The organism is Streptomyces sp. NPDC045968, assembly GCF_056430475.1.
This window is the reverse complement of the sequence record NZ_JBWKLF010000001.1, coordinates 91,046-108,500: the sequence shown is the minus strand read 5'-3', so window position 1 is coordinate 108,500 and position 17,455 is coordinate 91,046. Positions and strand designations below refer to the sequence as shown.

12 protein-coding genes and 1 pseudogene are annotated in these 17,455 nt (G+C 71.4%); 3 read left to right on the top strand and 10 right to left on the bottom strand.

Annotation, left to right across the window (positions count from 1 at the left end):
• The first annotated feature begins 1 nt into the window (after window position 1).
• Together AC07FA_RS00405 and AC07FA_RS00400 are read left to right on the top strand one after the other, a co-directional pair.
• Window positions 2-2,221, top strand: a complete 2,220-nt coding sequence (locus tag AC07FA_RS00405) for a protein kinase domain-containing protein (protein ID WP_479072458.1) — start codon at window positions 2-4, stop codon at window positions 2,219-2,221.
• 47 nt (window positions 2,222-2,268) lie between these two features.
• A pseudogene (locus AC07FA_RS00400) lies at window positions 2,269-3,255 on the top strand (serine/threonine-protein kinase); the annotation flags it as partial.
• Between the two features lie 37 nt (window positions 3,256-3,292).
• Here the strand turns inward: AC07FA_RS00400 and AC07FA_RS00395 are convergent.
• From AC07FA_RS00395 to AC07FA_RS00380, 4 genes are all read right to left on the bottom strand, one after another.
• Window positions 3,293-4,510: a S8 family serine peptidase gene (locus AC07FA_RS00395; protein WP_479072457.1), complete on the bottom strand. Its 1,218-nt coding sequence runs from the start codon at window positions 4,508-4,510 to the stop codon at window positions 3,293-3,295.
• A 257-nt stretch (window positions 4,511-4,767) separates the two neighbouring features.
• Window positions 4,768-5,454: a hypothetical protein gene (locus AC07FA_RS00390; RefSeq protein WP_479072456.1), complete on the bottom strand. Its 687-nt coding sequence runs from the start codon at window positions 5,452-5,454 to the stop codon at window positions 4,768-4,770.
• A 34-nt stretch (window positions 5,455-5,488) separates the two neighbouring features.
• Window positions 5,489-7,831, bottom strand: a complete 2,343-nt coding sequence (locus AC07FA_RS00385) for a hypothetical protein (RefSeq protein WP_479072455.1) — start codon at window positions 7,829-7,831, stop codon at window positions 5,489-5,491.
• An 18-nt stretch (window positions 7,832-7,849) separates the two neighbouring features.
• Complete coding sequence (locus AC07FA_RS00380) at window positions 7,850-8,275, bottom strand: hypothetical protein (protein ID WP_479072454.1); 426 nt, start codon at window positions 8,273-8,275, stop codon at window positions 7,850-7,852.
• 175 nt (window positions 8,276-8,450) lie between these two features.
• Between AC07FA_RS00380 and AC07FA_RS00375 the strand changes: the two genes are divergently transcribed.
• Window positions 8,451-9,011, top strand: a complete 561-nt coding sequence (locus tag AC07FA_RS00375; RefSeq protein WP_479072453.1) for a GNAT family N-acetyltransferase — start codon at window positions 8,451-8,453, stop codon at window positions 9,009-9,011.
• A gap of 15 nt (window positions 9,012-9,026) precedes the next feature.
• On the opposite strand, the gene mycP is transcribed toward AC07FA_RS00375, so the two are convergent.
• The 6 genes from mycP to AC07FA_RS00345 form a co-directional block, all read right to left on the bottom strand.
• A complete protein-coding gene (gene mycP / locus AC07FA_RS00370; protein WP_479072452.1) occupies window positions 9,027-10,385 on the bottom strand; it encodes a type VII secretion-associated serine protease mycosin in 1,359 nt (452 codons plus the stop codon).
• 26 nt (window positions 10,386-10,411) lie between these two features.
• Entirely contained in the window at window positions 10,412-11,878 is a 1,467-nt protein-coding gene (locus AC07FA_RS00365; protein WP_479072451.1) for a WXG100 family type VII secretion target, read from the bottom strand.
• 57 nt (window positions 11,879-11,935) lie between these two features.
• Window positions 11,936-12,451 (bottom strand): hypothetical protein, encoded by a 516-nt coding sequence (locus AC07FA_RS00360; RefSeq protein WP_479072450.1) that lies wholly within the window; start codon window positions 12,449-12,451, stop codon window positions 11,936-11,938.
• 116 nt (window positions 12,452-12,567) lie between these two features.
• On the bottom strand, window positions 12,568-14,919 hold the full coding sequence (locus tag AC07FA_RS00355) for a xanthine dehydrogenase family protein molybdopterin-binding subunit (RefSeq protein ID WP_479072449.1): 2,352 nt from the start codon (window positions 14,917-14,919) through the stop codon (window positions 12,568-12,570).
• Between the two features lie 91 nt (window positions 14,920-15,010).
• Window positions 15,011-16,552 carry a (2Fe-2S)-binding protein gene (locus AC07FA_RS00350; RefSeq protein WP_479072448.1) on the bottom strand — a complete coding sequence of 514 codons (1,542 nt, stop codon included), beginning with the start codon at window positions 16,550-16,552 and terminating at the stop codon, window positions 15,011-15,013.
• Window positions 16,549-17,445, bottom strand: a complete 897-nt coding sequence (locus tag AC07FA_RS00345) for an FAD binding domain-containing protein (RefSeq protein ID WP_479072447.1) — start codon at window positions 17,443-17,445, stop codon at window positions 16,549-16,551. Before AC07FA_RS00345 ends, AC07FA_RS00350 begins: the two co-directional genes overlap by 4 nt.
• Window positions 17,446-17,455: the final 10 nt, after the last annotated feature.

Here is a 17,455-nt window from a genome sequence, read left to right as displayed (position 1 = left end):
GATGATCAAACCCCTGCTCCACGACGATCCCTCGCACATCGGCCCGTACCGGCTGGCCGCCCGGCTCGGCAGCGGCGGCATGGGCACGGTCTACCTGGCCCGCACGCCGGGCGGTGCGACCGTCGCCCTCAAGACGGTGCACGCGCACATCGCGGCCGACGCCGCGTTCCGCACCCGCTTCCGGCTGGAGGCCGACGCGGCCCGGGTGATCGGCGGCCGGCACGGCGCCCAGGTCGTCGACGCCGATCCGCTCGCGGACGTGCCCTGGATGGCGACGGAGTACGTCCTGGGCCCGCCCCTGGACGACGCGGTCGCCGTGAGCGGCCCCTTCCCCGAGGCCGCCGTACGGGCCGTGGGCGCGGCCCTGTGCGGCGCGCTCGGGCAGTTGCACCGCTCCGACGTGGTGCACCGCGACCTGAAGCCGTCCAACGTCATGATCACCGCGTACGGGCCGAAGGTCATCGACTTCGGCATCGCCCGCGCGCTCGGCGACGACCGCCTCACCCGCGTGGGCGCGGCCGCCGGAACCCCCGCGTTCATGTCCCCCGAGCAGGCCACCGGACAGGAGCACACCCCGGCCGGTGACGTCTTCGCGCTCGCCGGTGTGCTCGTCTTCGCCGCCACCGGCCACGGCCCGTTCGGCAGCGGGCAGCCCGCCGACCTCCTCTACCGCGTCCGGTACGCCGACCCGGACCTGACCGGCGTTCCGGAGGCGCTGGCCCCGGTGCTCGCCCGGTGTCTGGCGAAGGACCCCGCGCTGCGCCCGGCCACCGGGGAGCTGGCCTCCGCGCTCCACGACGGGCACGGCGAGTTCGCCGACCACCTCCCCCACCCGCTCCTCTCGGAGATCGCCCGCCGCGCGGCCGAGGTCTGGCAGTTCCACCCCGAGCGTCTCCCGGCGCCCACGGAGCCGCCCGTCACCGCCGCCGTACCGGCAACCCGGCGCGCGGCGCTGTCCCGCCGCGGGCTCCTGACCCTCGGCGGGGTGGTGGCGGCCGGGGCGGTCGCGGGCGCCGGAGTGTGGCTGAGGCCCGGCCGGTCCGAAGCGAAGGGCACGGCGAAGGGCTCGCCGGCCGCGTCCGGGCCGGGCGCGGCCGCTTCCCCGGCGGCCCGGGACACGGAGGGCCCCTGGGACGTGCTGTGGACCACCGGCGAGGGGAAGGCCGACGCGATGATGCCGCCGCTGTTCGTGGGCAAACGCGTCGTGGTGACGACGGGGGGCCAGCTGCGGGGCCTCGATCCGGTGGACGGCCGCGAACTCTGGATGTTCTTCCCCACGTTGTTCGAGGGCCGGGCCGTCACGGACGGCTCCCTGCTCTACTGGACGGTCGGCGAGCCGACGGAGCCGTACAAGGTCGTCACGATCGACCCGGCCACCGGCCGGCAGGACCGTACGGTGACCACGCTGAAGGACCTGGGGCTGGCGGAGGACGCGAGTGGCGAACTCCTCTGCGCCACCGCCGACACGGTGTACCTGACGGCCGGGAGCGACAGCGCGGAGACGTTCGACTGGCATCTGTACGCGGTGAACGCGCGCACGGGAAAGCTCCGCTGGCGCGTCCCCATCCAGGAGTCGGAGAAGGGCAGCGGCTACGGCGGGGCGATCGGCAAGGTCATCGGCAACCGGATCGTCGTCGCGCAGACCCTGTTCGACCTCGCGCTCAGCACGCACGACACCGGCTCGGGCAAGGAGCTGTGGCGCAGATCCCTGGAGGCGGCGGCCGACAACAGCTCCACCCTGGCGAGCAGCGGCGCCCAGCTCGCCGACGACGGTACGCACCTCTACATCGGTACGACCGTGCTCCAGTCGATCGGCCTGTCCAACGGCGCGGTGCTCTGGGAGTTCGGCCGTGACCGCGGTCTCGGCGACACGACGGACAGCAGTGACCACTACGGGCCGCCGGCCGTACGGGACGGTGTGGTGTACGCGGCCGAGGGCCGGCGGGGCATCGTCGCCCTGGACCCGAAACGCGGCGAACTCCTCTGGGAGGTCACGGTTCCCGAGGGCAGCGGCACCACCGCGGGGGCGCCGCCCGTCGTCGTCGGCAAGCACCTCTACTACGGGGACGAGCAGGGGCTGGGGGCGATCGAGCTCAGCAGCCGGACGTACGTACGCTCGCTGCGGACCCCGATCCGCAACTTCGCGCTCGCACCCGGCAAGGACACGCTCGTCGGCAACGGCACGGAACGCGAGGTGGAGGCCCTGCGCCTCGACGCCTGACCGTCCCCTCCCCCTCACTTCCCCCACCCCTCCGAGAAGGACCCGCCATGAAACCGCTCGGCCCTGGAGACCCGCTCCGGCTCGGCCCGTACCGTCTGCTCGGTGTGCTCGGCGAGGGCGGGATGGGCAAGGTCTACTTCGGGCAGGACGGCCACGGCCGCCGGGCCGCGGTGAAGTCGCTGCGGCCCGAACTCGCCCACGACCAGCAGCTGGTGCAGCGCTTCGTCCGGGAGGCGCAGACCGCGCGGTCCGTCACCGGCAAGGGTGTGGCCCGGGTGCTGGACGCGCAGGTCGAGAGCGGGCGGCCGTGGATCGCGGCCGAGTTCCTGGCCGGTCCCGACCTGGAGCAGGCCATCGCGGCCCACGGCCCGCTCGACGCCCCGATGCTCCACGCCCTGGCCTCGGCCCTGGCCCGCGCCCTGCACGAGATCCACGGCGCCGGGATCGTGCACCGCGACCTCAAACCGGCGAACATCGTGCTGACGTCGGACGGGCCGCGCATCATCGACTTCGGTATCGCCCGCCCGGAACACGGGCTCACCCTCACGACGACCGGCCAGATCCCCGTCACGCCGGGCTACGGCGCGCCCGAGCAGGTGCTCGGGCACCGGGTGGGCCCGGCCGCCGACGTCTTCTCGCTGGGTGCCGTGCTGGTGTACGCGGCAGGCGGGCAACGCGCCTTCACGGGCGGCCATGTCGCCGCCGTGCAGTACGAAGTCGTGCACGGGCAGCCGCAGTTGTCGTCCGTCCCCGAGCCGCTGCGGGCCCTCATCGCCCCCTGCCTCGCCAAGGAGCCGGGCGCGCGGCCCGGTCCGGAACAGATCGCTCTCGCGTTCGCGCACTCGCGGCGTGCGGAGAAGGTCTGGCGGCAGGGAGGACTCGCGCCGCTGATCGGCCGGTACGAGTCCGAGGCGGCCCGGCTGATCCCGGCGGGCCCCGGGCCCGCGCCGATGGGTCATGCCCGGCGCAGGTTCCTCACCGCGCTCGCCACCGGCGGGGCCGTACTCGCCGTGGGCGGCGGCACGGCCGCGTGGCGGCTCGAAGACGACTGAGGCCTGTCCGTCCGGCGGATCAGGCCCTGGAGCCGGCCGGCCGTGTGCGCCGCCGGTCGGCCAGCAGCGGCGGCGTCGCGAAGCCCACGCAGAGCAGCCCGGTGGCGCACACGGCGAGCGCGATCCAGAAGGCCCCGCTGTGTCCGCCGTCCGCCGCGGCGGACGGCGGCGCACCCTGCGCCGGACCGGAGCCCGCCCCGCCGGGCTCCTGCGAGGCGGACGCGGAAGCCGATGGGGAGGCCGACGGTCGGGGAGTGGGGGACGCGGTGCGGTAGTCGGAGATGGGGTCCCGGTCGGCCGCCCCCGGGTCGCCCGGGGTCTTCAGCGCGATCCGGGGCCGGACGATTCCGTACCCGATGAAGTCGTTGCGTACGGCCCCGCTGGTCGGGCCACCCGCCGTGCCGACCATGACGCGCAGGACCTGGTTGGCCGTCCACGCGGGGTGCTCGGCCCAGATCAGCGCGGCGGACGCGGAGGCGAGCGCGGTGGCCACCGCGGTGCCCTTGCTCCGGCACAGTCCGGTCGAGCCCGCGCACGCGCTGATGATGTCCTCGCCGGGAGCGCTGAGATCCACCGTGAGCCCGGCGCCCGCCTTCTTGAGGCCGTTCAGGTCCTTGCCGACGGCACTGACGCCGACGACCCCGGGCGTCGCGGCCGGGTACCGCACCAGCGGCGCGTCGATCACGGACTCACCGACGGCCGCGAAGATCAGCTTTCCCTTGCCGCGGGCGTAGTCCACGGCCGCGCGTACCTCGTCGGTGTCGCTGGACGCGGAGAGCGACACGCTGATGATCTTCGCGTCGGAGTCGGCCGCGTACCGGAGGGCCGGGGCGAGTCCGGTGTTGACCGCGTCGTCCTGAGCGGCGGCGTTGCCGGTGCCCTGGCCGTCGGAGACCTCCAGGGGCAGCACCTTCGCCCCGGGCGCGAGCCCGAACGCGCTCTCCTGGCCGCCGGGCCCCTTGCCTGTACCGGCGATCACGGAGGCGGCGGTGGTGCCGCGGTCGTTGCGCTCACCGGCGGCTCCCTCCCGGAAGTCCTTGCCCGGCAGCAGCCGCCCGGCCAGCTCGGGGACCTCGCGCACCCGGGTGTCGATGAGCGCGACCGTGACACCGGCCCCGGTGCTGGTCCGCCACATCTCCTGGGCCTGCATCCGGGTGAGGTGCCACTGCTCGGAGAGCACCGTGTCCGCGTGCGCGGGCGCCGTACCCACTCCGAGCGCCAGCAACGCCAGAGCCACCGGAAGCACCGTCCGGAACAGCCCCGTTCGCGCGGGGGCGAGCACCGCCCCCCTCGCCCCCCGATCGCTCGGCAGCACAGCAACCTCCCCCTCGAAGCTTCGGAGATCACTTTAGTCAACGGCGGGTGACGGTGCGCCTCGGCCGGGTCCAGGTCTCCTCCGCCTCGATCCACGTGCGTACGAGGTCCTCTGACCCGCCGTCGTGGACGTCGCCTGCAAGCGCGTACGCGTCGCCGTCAGTTGCCCCGGCACCGGCACTACGCCGGGCCCAACGAGGGCTGGGGCTCAAGTCCCGTCTCCCCCTCGCAGCCCAGCTGCTTCACCATGGCGAGCGACACCGAGTGCGCCACGGTCGCGTAAGCCCGCTTCAACGCCTCGACGTCGCCTTCGGCCTCCTGCGGCATTCCCGTCCGCTCGACGCCGATCCGGATGTGGCCGGGTGTCTGCGCCGACCCGGGGAGGTCTTCGCTGCGGCAGGCGAAGCCGATGAATGCCTCGTCCGGTGCGGTTCCCGCCCACTCCCCCATGTCCAGCGGCGTGAACTTCGAAGCGGGCTTCGCGTCCCCAGGGCCCTGGTAGGACAGGCGCCAAGTGACCCTGAGCTCGTCACCGTGTGTTGCGGCGGCGGTGTAGATCCGGCAGATGTCGCCGTACCCGCCGGGAGAGCCGGTGTCCAGAGGCGAGAAGATGCCGATCATCTCCTCCGCGGCATGAGCGACCGTGGACGTCCCGCCCGACTCCTCGAACCGGGCCGACCCGGTGATGACCTTCAGCGCCGCCCCCGCCTCGGCGGACACGGCGCCCCCGCACAGTTCCTCGGCGGCTACGGACTTCTCGTCGGCCGCCTTCTCGCCCCCGCCGCAGCCGACGGCACCGACGAGCAGAGCGGCACCCACGGCCACGCCGGGGAGCCCGCTGCGGATACGCCTACCTTTGATGGACATCAAGCATCTCTCTGTCTCATTGCCGCTCACCGGGTCAGCCGGTTTCCGGGTCACTGCCCTGCTGGTTCTCACGGTCGTTGCCTGTCGCGTAACCGATCCTCATGGACTCCTTCAGGTCCTGACCGAACTCGCTGTTGATGTCGACACCGTGTTGCGCCATGAACGCTTCCATCGGGGCTTCGGCCATTCCTTCGCCGGCGGAGTAGACCTTGGTCTTCTCCTCCCGGGTGAGGTCCTCCACCTTGTCCTTGTGCTCGTCCACGGAGTTGTCGGAAATATCGCCGATGACCTGGCCGATGACCTGCTCGACGGCCCCACTGGCGGTATCGGTGGCGAGCGGGATGAGGACCGCGGCCGCGCCCACGGCAGCCGTCGCGGGGAGGAAGGCGACGCCGGCCGCCACTCCGGCCGCGGCGCCGAACTCGATCCACCCCGCCCGCTTGGCCACCGCCTTCTCGTAGTCCTCGTGGGTCTTCAGGTTCGTCGCCTCGACCTGGTCGGCACGGGACTGGTCGAGCATGCCCTGCACCTCGGCACCGACGTGCACGGTCGACCGGGCGGCCCCGGTGTCGATCTTCCCGTCGCGGCCCACCTGGGCCTCCAGCACGCTGGAGGAGTACACCTGCTCCGCCTTGGACATGGTGGCGTACGCGTCCGGGTGCTGCCCCAGGACGCTGAGGAACCCGCGCGCCGTCCGCCGGCCCTCCTCGTCGTCCACGAAGTCGATGTGCCCGTCCGGATTCTTCCCGGGGGCGAAGACGCTGTCCGGGTTTCCCTTGTCCAGAGCCCAGTTGATGTCATCGACGTACCCGGCACCCATGGTGCCGAGGCTGTCCGCCATCGCTTCCTGCTGCTTGAGCAGCCCCGCGTCCGCGCCGTACTTCTCCATGACCGACTGCATGACCGCCGCGTTGTCCGCGTCCCGCACCACGCCCGCGTCCGGGTGACCGGCCGGGTAGCCGAGGGTCGCCGCCTCCAGGGCGTGCCCCAGCGCGTCCGGCATGTACTGGAGGGTCGGCGCCAGCTTGTCCGGGTCGGTGGAGTTGCTGTCCGGGAACGACTCCCACTTCTCGTTTCCGAAGAAATCGAGATAGCTGGTGATCTTCTCGCCGTCCTTGTTCTTGCCGAGGTCCGCCGTAGCTCCCGCGTTGACCGTCCCGTCCTCGTTGTACGCGGTCGGATCGTCGGCGAAGAAGTGCTTCGCGGCATCCGGGCTGTTCCCGAGCGCCTCCAGCATGGCCGTGGTCGGGTCGTAGCCGGCGCCGTTCTTACCCGACGGGTTGAACGGGTGTTCCAGGAAGCCGTTGATCTGCTTGTTGTTGGCGAACATGTACGGGTCCTTCTGATGCAGCTGCGCCACATGTTCCGCAATCGGGTTGAGGAACTTCGCGTCGTAGTTCCCGTACCGCATGATGCCGCCGAGCAGCTGATAGCCGTACGCACCGCCGGAATTGTCGTACTTGGAGAGCGGAATCTGCTCGGTGCCGAGCTTGCGCAGCTCCGGTCCCCACTCGGCCGAGAACGCCTTGTCGTGCGAAGCGGTGGCCAGGTTCAGGCCGAGGTTCCGCTGGAGCTCCTGGACGTCCTTGAGACGTTCCTTGTCGACCTTGCCGTAATCGTGCGTATCCGTCGCGAGCTGACCGAAGAACGCGAGGGACTTCTCCGGTCCGAGCTTCTCGTAGAAGTTCTTCGAGAAGTCGGGAGACTTGTTGTTGTCGTGGAGCAGCTCGTTGAGCGACTGGAGCTCGGTGTGCGTGATGTCGCGGCCCTTGGCAGCCAGGTCGGCCGCGCGGGCGGCCTCCTCCTGATCCAGGTTCTGGTACTTCGGAGCGCTGAAGTCCTGGCCCTCGGTGACGTTGGCTTCCAGGGCGTTCTTGAACGCGACATCCGTGTCATTGCAGTTGTCGACGATCAGGTCGATCTTCTTCTGCCAGGCCTCAAGGGATTCCCGCTGCTTGCGCAGGAGTTCGCTGTAGTCCGGGTCGTGCCGCGCCGTGTTGTCCTTCTCCAGCGGATGACGAGCCGTGACCTGGCCCTTGGCGTCGACGTGGATTCCCGCCGCCGGGCCTTCGACGTCCCGGATGGCCACCAGTTCGTCCTTGGCCTTCTTGATGGCGGTGTGGGCGTCCTCCAGGATGAGCTTGACGCCCTTGGCCTCGGCCGCCGCGTCCTTGAACTCCTTGGCGGTCTTGCCGATGAACGCCTTGGTGACGCCGGCGTTGGCGCCCTCCCACTCGGCCTTGTCCGCCTTGGTCTTCATTCCGTTGTGGGCGTCTTCGGCCAGGCGGTCCAGTCTGGTGACCATCTCCGACCAGTCGTCCGCGGCCGTCTTCAGTTTGCCGACGGGTGCGTCGACGATGTCCTCGTACTTCAACATGACCTGTTCCCCCGCGGATTACTTCAGATACTCGTTGAGCTTGGACACCGAGATCAGGTCGCCACCGATCTGGACGTCGTCCTTCTGGTGAGCCGATTTCGTGTAATTGAGATGGTTCGAAATCTGCCCGCATGCGTCGAGGAGCGTCTTCAGGTGCGTGTTCCACCGGTCGTGGACCTTCAGAAGGCCCGAGCCGCTCTCGAAGTTCCCATTGGTCAGGGCGATGGCCGCTTCGAAGGTCGAGGGCCTGGCGTGATCGCCGTCCTTCGAGACCCTGGTACGCAGATCGTAGGCGTCGTGCCCGATGGCACCCAGGTTGTCCTGATTGACCGCAAGGTCGGCAGAGGACGGACCACCAGGTTCCGCGGGGACGCCGTTGAGTCGCATATCGACCCGTTGCGTCGATTCCGCACGAAGTGCCGCCCACTCTGCGTCGAACGTCATGCATTCCCCCGTACTCGCGTATCGGATTCCATCGGAGCGGGTGCCTCCGCTCTCAATGACGCACACGCTAACCGGCCAGTTTCAGCGACTCCACCCCGGGATGTGCACCACGGGGAGCGACACCGGTCGCGTGCGAAGATCCGGGAGCCGCGCACGATCGCTGAGGAGGACGGGAATGTTCGCGATACCCCTGGGGGAGGGAGCGGAGCTGGGACCGCTGGAGCCCTGGCAGGCGGAGGAGTTTCTCGCCCACATGGACCGCGGCCGCGCGTTCATCGGTCGGCACGTGGGGCTCCCCGACGTCGTGCCCGACCTCGACTCGGCACGGAACTGGCTCCGCAAGCACGCCGAGAAGACCGCCGCCGACACCGGCCGGATCTACGGCATCCGGCTCGACGGACTCCTCGTCGGTGGCATCCTGCTTCCCGCCTTCGACGTCGCCACGGGAACCTGCGAGGCCGGCTGCTGGCTCGAACCGGACGCCGCGGGGCGCGGGCTGGTCACCCGCGCGCTTCGCGTGATCATCGACTGGGCGGTCCGGGAACGCGGAATGCACCGGGTGGAGTGGCTGGTGTCCCCCGAGAACACACCCAGCATCAATGTCGCCAAGCGGCTCGGGATGACTCTCGAAGGCGTACAGCGGCAGAACGACGTCTACCGGGGCGAACAGCAGGACACGGAGATCTGGTCGGTGCTCGCGCCGGAGTGGTGCGCCGCGCGTCCCACGACCTCGTGACGACGCCGCAAAGCCTCAGACACGTGGGCCCTGCGCCGGCGGGCCGCCGTACGGGGAGTGGCTTTCCGGAGCTCCCGGGGGCGGACCGTAGGCCGGGTGGGGCGGCTGGGTCTGCTGGTACGGCGGTACGGCGGAGGTGCTCGCGCTACGGCGGCGGGACCGGGCGACCGTGACGGCCACCGCGCCGCCGATGATGGCGGCCGCTCCGACACCGAGTCCGATCCAGAGCGCGGTGTTGCCGCCGTCGTCTCCGGTGGCGGCAGCGGCGGCCGGGGTCTCGTTCGCCTCGGAACCGCCCTTGGCCTGCGACGGCTCGGCGGAGGCCTTGGCGGACTCGGCTGCGGCGAGGTCGGGGAGGGGGTAGACGTCGGCGGGGCCGGGGTCGCCCGGGGTCTTCAGGGCGATGCGGGGGCGGACGATGCCGTGTCCGATGGCGTCGGTGCGCTTGGCACCGTTGTTCGGGGTGCCTGCCGTGTTCAGCAGGACGCGCAGGACCTGGTTGTTGGTCCAGTCGGGGTGCTTGGACCAGATCAGGGCCGCGGAGGCGGAGGCGATGGCGGACGCGTCGCTCGTGCCGGTGGTCTTGCACAAACCTGTCTTCCCACCGCATGCCTGGACCATGTCGACACCCGGTGCGGCGAGATCGACCTGCGGCCCGTACTCCGAGTACTCGGCTCGCTTGCCATCCCGGTCGACGGACGCCAAACCGACCACGCCCGGAGTGGCTGCCGGATACAGCACCGGATTCCCCTCCTCGGCGGAATTACCCGCGCCCGCGAAGATCAGCGAACCCTTCTGAAGGGCGTACTTCACCGCATCGCTGAGCCGCTGCGAGCCTTCGTCGTCCGCCAGGGAGATATTGATGACCTTCGCGCCGCTGTCCGCTGCATAGCGAATGGCTGTCGTCAGGTCATCGTTGAAGTTCTTGTTTCCGGTTGCCCCGTTGACCTTGCCGACGTTGTCCCTCATACGAATGGGAAGAATCTTCGCTCCTGGTGCAAGCCCGAAAGCACCGTCGCCTCCGCCCGACTGACCCGTGCCGGCGATCAGCCCGGCCATTCCCGTTCCGTGACCGTCATAGTCGACATGTTCGTCACCGGGAGAATCCAGCGCCAGGTCCTTCCCCTTGAGCACTTGGCCGAGCAGATCCGGGTTGGTGTCATCAACGCCGGAGTCGATGACTGCCACGGTGACGTTCTCACCGGTACTCGTCTCCCACATCTGCTCGGCCTGCATGATGTCGAGGTGCCATTGGTCGGCGCGCACGGTATCCGCATGCGCAGGGACGACTCCGATCAGCAGCAGCCCCACAACGACCGAGGCCATGGTTCCGGGGCGAGTGACTCCCCGGTTGGTGCTCCTGCTGATCCGCATGCGATTCCTCTGCCAGTTCCTAGTACTCAGTCGACGACCGGCGGCACGATGCGCCGACCGTTCTGCTGCCAGGTCTCCTCGTCCTCCGTGAGGTAGTCCGGCCTCTCACCCCGCGCCTCACGGCGTGAGTCACCCGGGCGCTGAGGAGTGAAAGCTCCTCCACGCCCCACCGGACCGGCACCGCGAGCACCTTGGGCCGAGCCGCCGCCCCTGACCAGTCCGCTGCCTCCCGGAGTGAACGGACGACCGCTGGAGGTGCCTTGCTGCTGCGGGCGACCGCCCACGATTCCGCCGGTCTCACCCGCCAGACGTCGACCACCGAGCATGCCGTTCTGGCCGCCGGTGGGGCCGCCCATGCCCGGACCGTGCCCCATGGGCGCACGGCCGCCATGGGTCCCTTCGCCACCGACCACGGTGCCACGGGGAAGCCCGACCATCGGCTTGCCCGACGACTGGGGGACCGGGCGTCCACCGACGATTCCCTGCTGCCCCGAGGGTCGGCCGATGGGCCCGGAGGTCGTGCTGGTCGAGGGAGGCATGGGCAGGCGCGAAGTGCCTGTCGCCTTTCCTCCGCCACTCGTCGTAGGCGGCAGACCCGGGCCGCGTGCGACGACGGGCGGGGCGCCGCCGATCACCGGCGGCAAGCCGCCATCGGTCTTTCCTCCGCCCGGCATGCTCGGCGGAGTCGCCGAAGGAACGGACGGAGCGTCGGGCAGCGTGGCTACGCTGTCGATCTCCATGTCCACGGGACGCAGCACTCCAGTGCCTGGGGACGACGGCGGCTGTGCCATTCCGGGAATCGCCGTCGCGCCACCTGTCGATTCAGGTTCTCTCGCGTACGCCGTTGCGCCGCCCGCCACACCGCCGGTGGTTCCGCCTGCCGCTCCTCCTGTACGGGCGTAGTCCTGGCTGTCGTAGACGCCTGTCTCATCTTTATCCGGCACAAACGCCTCAGGCGGCGGCGGAAACTTCGGCACCTCCATGCCGGTGATCCGGTCGTTCGACAGCTCGTACGCCTCCGCGAGCTTCTTCATCTCCCGGGCCGCCTCTTGGCGGTTCGCCTCTTTCTCGGCGATCAGCGTCTCCGCGGACTTCCGCGCCACAGCCGAAGCATCCGGGTCGTTCCGCGCCGCGAGCGCCGCGTCCAGGTTCGCCTGTGCGCCGGCGTGTGTGCGGGGGATCGCCACCTGGGCCAGGGCGATCGCATCGGACGCCTCGGCCAGCCGCTTCGCCGCACCCTCGCTGTACTCACCCAGGCGCAAGGTCGCGTTGGCCAGGTCCGCGGTCCAGGTGCGGAACGCGTTCGCGCCCTCGCCCTTCCATTCCACCATCTGCGGACGGATCTTCAGATCCTCCGCGATCTTGGTGATCTCCGTAGCCGCGCTCAGCAGGCGGTCGGCCGCGCCCTGCACGGCCCCGCTGTTGGCCTGATCGAGCCACCTGAGCATCTGCTCGTGCGGCATGTCCTCGAACGATGTCCTCTTCTTAGGCATCCCGTTCCCCCGTCCCTACCTCTGCCCGTGCCCGTGCCGCGCCAGTGACCGTCGTCATCAGTAGTTACCCGTGCTCGCTTCGGGTGTCGGCTTCGCGCTCGGCGGCGGGGTGCTCTGTCCGGCCGGCGGCTCCGGGACGTACTCGCCGCCGTAATGCTCCTTCGTGCTGCCGCTGATCGCGCGCATGCGCTCGCGAATGTCCTCGTCGAGGTTCTCGTAGCCCTTGTGGGAGGCGAGGACCGCGATGCCCATGCCCTCCATCGAGTCCGAGAGCATCTTGGAGAGGCTTTCCAGCTCCGTGATGACCGTCTTGTACGACTCGTACAGTCCGTACGCCTCGGCCCACTCCGGGTCGCCGAACTCGGTGCGCGCGATGCGGTCCTCGCCCACCTTCTTCGAGTCGGCCGGTGATGCCTTCAGGTCCCGGATGAGCTCGTCGATGCGGTCGCGGAACTTCGTGAACGACTGGAGCTCCGTGACCAGGTCGCCCACGGTGTCCTGCACCGCGTTGATGATGCCGCCGAACGGCCATCCCGGAGCCGGTCCCGCCCCTGACCCTGCGTCGCTCGCCACAGTGCCCTCCCCCGTTTACGACTGGCTACAGCTTTGGAGATCACTGTAGTCAGCATCAGTGACAGCTCGCACCCCTGGGTTGCACGTGCAACGCGAATCACACCGTCATGCGACGCTCACGCCTTGGGAGTTGCGACCGCCGCCTGCGGGCGGATCGGAAGGCGGTTGACCGGGCGGCCGGTCGCCGAGCGGACCGCCGAGGCGACGGCCGCCGGGGACGTCACCACGGGCACCGCGGAGGCGGCCTTGGCGCCGAAGGGGGCCACCACGTCGCGTTCCTCGACGAGTTTGACGATGCGAATATCCGGTGCGTCCAGAGACGTCGGAAGCGCGTACCCGGTGAGGTCGGGGTGCCGGATCAGGCCACGGGCCGTGCGGAGGTTCTCCGTGAGGGCGGCGCCGATTCCCTGGGTGACGCCCGCCTCTATGCGGACGGCCAGCTGGGCGGGGTTCAGGACCCGGCCCACGTCCTGGGCGACCGCCATCTCGACGACCCGGATCGAACCGAGCTCGATGTCGACGTCCACCACCGCGCGGATCGCGCAGAAGGCGAGGCCGACGAACGCGTCGCCCTGGCCCGACTCGTCCAGGGGTTCCGTCGGGTGGGGGCGGCACTGGGCGGTGGCCCAGAGTTCCTTGCCGTCCATGGCCTCCGTGACCGTCGTGGACAGCACCCCGTCGTACGAGGTGATCTTGCCGTCGGCGATCTGGAGGAGTTCCGTGGACATGCCGAACTTGTGGGCCAGCGGCTGGAGGAGCTGGGTACGCACCATCTTGGCGGCACGCTCCACCGCTCCCCCGGACACCCAGGTGTGCCGGCCGTGCGTCGCCGGTCCCGCGGGCGGCTGGTCGGTGTCGACCGCGGCCACGTGGACCTCTTCGATGCCCAGGGTCTCCTGCACGATCTGCCGGGCCAGGGTCGAGAAGCCCTGGCCTGTTTCGACCGCTGCGCAGATGACCGTGGCGATGCCGTCGTGGACCCGGACCGTGGCCGTGGAGACCTCGTCCGTGCCCTCGGCGCCGAGCATGTGGACCATGCCGAGCGCGTACCCGACCCCGCGCCGCACGGCGCCGGGCTCGCCCGCGCCCTCGGGGCCGCCGGGCAGCAGCCAGTCGTCCTCCGAGGTGTCCATCGGCAGGGCGGGGAGCGGGAAGTCCCGTACCGCCCTGAGCAGTTCCGCGACCGGTGCCGGGCAGGTCACGGTCTGGCTGGTGGGGAGGATGTCGCCGGTGGACAGGACGTTACGGAGGCGGAGCTCAGCCGGGTCGATGCCCAGCTTGGCCGCCAGCTTGTCCATCTGGCCCTCGTAGGCCGCGCAGACCTGCATCGCGCCCTCGCCGCGCACATGGCCGGAGGGCGGGTTGTTCGTACGGACGGCCCAGCCCTCGATGAAGGCGTGCGGTACGACATACGGGCCGCAGGCGAAGGCGACCGCGGCGGCCAGGGACTCGGACGAGGAGTCGGCGTACGCGCCCGCGTCCAGCAGGATCTGGGCCTCGACCTTGACGAGCCGGCCCTCGGCGTCCGCGTGGTGGCGGTAGCGGAGCAGGGTCGGGTGGCGGTGGGCGTGGCCGAGGAAGGACTCCTCGCGGGTGGCGGCCAGTTTGACCGGGCAGCCGGTGCGCAGGGCGAGCAGGCCCAGTGGGATCTGGAAGCCGGGGTCCTCGCGGTCGCCGGTCGCGCCGGGGACACCGGTGACGACGACCTTCACCCGGTCCGCCTCCAGACCGAAGCAGGCGGCGGCCAGGTCGCGGTCGGTGTGCGGATCGGTGGAGGCCGTGTAGATCTCCACGCCGCCGTCGGGCCGGGGCACGGCGAGACCGGCCTCGGCGCCGATCGGGGCGGGGTCCTGACGGCCGATGCGGTACAGGCCCTCGACGACGACCTCGCCCTCGACGTCCGGATCGCCGTAGCGCAGCGGGATGTGCCGGATCAGGTTGCCGTCGGGGTGCAGGGGCTCGGCGGCGAACGCCTTCTCCGGGTCCGTGACCGGTTCCAGGACCTCGTACTCGACGGCGATGGCCACGGCGGCCAGGCGGGCCGTGTCCGGGTGGTCCGCGGCGACGGCGGCGATGGGCTCACCGTGGTGGCGCACCAGCTCGGAGGCGAAGACGGGCCGGTCGACGACCCGGCGGCCGTAGGCGCCGTCGCCCGGGATGTCCTCATGGGTGACGACCGCGCGTACGCCCGGCATCTCGGCCGCTGCCGAGGTGTCGATGGACAGGATGCGGGCGTGCGGGTGCGGGGAGCGGAGTACGGCCGCCCACAGCAGGCCCTCGGCCCAGAGGTCGGCCGCGTAGGGGAAGGTGCCCTCGGTCTTGGCGCGGGTGTCGGCCGGCGGGAGCGAAGCGCCCAGGCCGAGCGCCGGCGGCTCCTGGTCGGAGCCGGGCCCGGGGCCCATGAGGTCCGGAAACGTGGTGCGGGTGGCGCTGGTCGCGTTGGCCGCGGTGGCTGCGTCGCTGCTCACGCCGCCTCCTTGTCATTCGCCCCGCTGCGGCAGCAGCTGTGGTCGGCCGGTGGGGTCGCGCTCGGGATTCCGGCGTGCCTGCGTGCGTCGCTCACAGGTCGCCTCCCTCGTGCGGATGAGGCTGGACACTACCGGCGCCCGGGGACGCCTGGTGCGGGATGCGTGCTTCGTCGGCCGGTTCGGACGCTGCCGCCTCGCCGTTCGCCTCGCGGCCCGCGATGACCTCGCTCACCGCGTCGAGCACCCCGCGGTAGCCGGAGCAGCGGCAGAGGTTGCCGCACAGGGCCTGACGCGTCTCCAGCTCGGAGGGGGCGTGGTTGCCCTCCAGGAGGTCGTGGATGGTCATGGCCATACCGGGGATGCAGAAGCCGCACTGGACGGCCCCGCACGCGGCCAGGGCGCGCTGGACGTCGGACGGCTCTCCGTCGGTCGCGAGGCCCTCGACCGTACGGACTTCGCTCCCTGCGGCCGTGGCCGCGGGGACCAGGCAGGAGGCGACGAGACGACCGTCGACCTGGACGTTGCAGGCACCGCACTCGCCCTGCGAGCAGCCGTCCTTGGCACCGGCGAGGCCGAGGCGCTCCCGCAGCACGTAGAGGAGGGATTCACCGATCCAGGCGTCGCTGACGGGGCGGTCGGCGCCGTTCACGTGCAGGACGTACGAGGCGGAGGGGTGCTCGCTCCGGGCGCCCGTGACGGGGGCGGGAGGGGCGGAAGCGGCTGCCGGGTCCTGGTCGGGGGTGGAGCCGGCCAGGTCCGCCGGCGGGTCGGTGACGTCGTGGGTGGCGACTTCGTGGGTGGCGACTTCGTGGGTGGCGACGTCGTGGGCGGCAGCCGTTGGGTCGTGGGTGCCGTGGGCGGCGGCGAGCTCTGTGGGCTCGGTGCCCTCGGTCGCGTGGGTGGGTGCGAGTCCGGTGGAGTCGGGCGCCTCGGGCGGCTCCTCGGCCGAGGGGGCCTCCGCCTCCGGGAACTCCGCCGCCTCCTCGGGCGCTTCGTCGGCAGCCGGGAGCGCCGCCCCGGCCTCCTCCGGCTGCTGCGTCGCCCACGGTGCGGGCGCGCCGCCCGGCAGCGTGGCCGACGGGGACGAGTTCGCGTACCACTGCGCTGCCAGGGCGGAGGCGGCGAACTCGCCGGACTCCTCCGGCAGGTCGCCGTCGGCGACCGGGATCGTCCACTGGCCGGTGTGACCGGTCGCCCCGTGGCCGGCGGTCGGCTCGGCCGCGGCGGTCGTCACCTCGGTGAAGTCCCACTGGGCCGTCGTGGAGGACGTGACCGGGTACTCCTGGTGCTCCTGCTGCTGGTTCGGGTCCGGCCAGTGCACGGCGGAGGGCGCGTGGGGCTCGCCGCCCGTCGCCCCGTCCGGCGTCTGCGGGTCCGGCGTCCGCACGACCCAGTTGCCCGTCGCCGCCGGGTCCAGCCCGGCGGCCGGGGTCAGCGGCAGGATCATCGGCGGTACGTATCCGTGGCCGGGGGCGGCCAGCGGGTCGTTGGCCAGGTCCTCCGGGGGCAGGTGGACGAAGGCGGTCGCCTCGGCGTCGTACTCGCCGCTCTGCGGGGTCGGCTGCCAGCCGCCGTACTGCTGTCCGTAGGGGTCGTGCTGCCCCTGCTGCTCGATGGGGTCCTCGTTGCTCACGACAGTGCCCTCCCGAGCGCGCGTCGGGCCAGCGCGGCGACGGTGCGGCGCAGATGGTGAACGGCCGGGGGCAGGGGCGGTGCCTCTCCCCCGTCGGCCTGCGGTGCCTGGTCCGGGATGCAGGCCGCGGCGACGTACTCGCCGAAGGCGGCCAGCGCGTCGGGGGCCAGTCCGCGTGCGCCGTCCCAGTCGATCAGCGAGGCGATCCAGCGTTCGGCCTCCAGGGGCCGCAGCGGCATCGGCGCGACGGCGCCGACCGCGCAGCGCACCCCACGCCGGGCCGGGTCCAGGACGATCGCCACGGAGGCGGTCGCACGGCCGGGTCCGGTGCGGCCGGTGGCTTTCAGGAAGACCTGCGGGGCGTGCAGCAGCGGTACGCGCACGAAGCCGATCAGCTCGGCGGGCGACAGCATCTCGCGGCCGGCCAGCAGGTGCGAGACCGGGATCTCGCGGCGGGTGCCGCCGGGGCCCGCGACGACCAGCTCGGCCTCCAGTGCGGCCAGCACCGGCAGGGCGTCACCGGTCGGGGCGGCGGTGGCGATGTTGCCGCCGAGCGTCCCGGCGTTGCGGATCTGGGGCGGGCCCGCGGCGCGCGCGGACGCGGCGAGCGCGGGGATGAGGGCGGCGAAGTCGGGCCGTCCCATGCGCGCGTGGGTGAGTCCGGCGCCGAGCAGCGCGTGACCGTCCTGGTAGTGCCAGCCGCGCAGTTCGCTGATCCGTCCGAGGCCGACGAGGCCCGAGGGGCGCAGCAGCCCCTTGTTGACGGCCGACATCAGGTCCGTGCCACCCGCCACAGGTACGGCGGCGGGCATGGCGCCGAGTGCCGCCACGGCCTCGTCTAGCGAGGCCGGCAACGTCACCGACTGCATCGCCTGCGGTGCGTGAGTGGTCAACCCAGCTGCC

Excerpts from the sequence above, each read along its gene's own strand:
- AC07FA_RS00405 (WP_479072458.1), top strand. The coding sequence starts at position 2 with ATGATCAAACCCCTGCTCCACGACGATCCCTCGCACATCGGCCCGTAC.
- AC07FA_RS00390 (WP_479072456.1), bottom strand. The coding sequence starts at position 5,454 with ATGTCCATCAAAGGTAGGCGTATCCGCAGCGGGCTCCCCGGCGTGGCC.
- AC07FA_RS00385 (WP_479072455.1), bottom strand. The coding sequence starts at position 7,831 with ATGTTGAAGTACGAGGACATCGTCGACGCACCCGTCGGCAAACTGAAG.
- AC07FA_RS00380 (WP_479072454.1), bottom strand. The coding sequence starts at position 8,275 with ATGACGTTCGACGCAGAGTGGGCGGCACTTCGTGCGGAATCGACGCAA.
- AC07FA_RS00375 (WP_479072453.1), top strand. The coding sequence starts at position 8,451 with ATGTTCGCGATACCCCTGGGGGAGGGAGCGGAGCTGGGACCGCTGGAG.
- mycP (WP_479072452.1), bottom strand. The coding sequence starts at position 10,385 with ATGCGGATCAGCAGGAGCACCAACCGGGGAGTCACTCGCCCCGGAACC.
- AC07FA_RS00365 (WP_479072451.1), bottom strand. The coding sequence starts at position 11,878 with ATGCCTAAGAAGAGGACATCGTTCGAGGACATGCCGCACGAGCAGATG.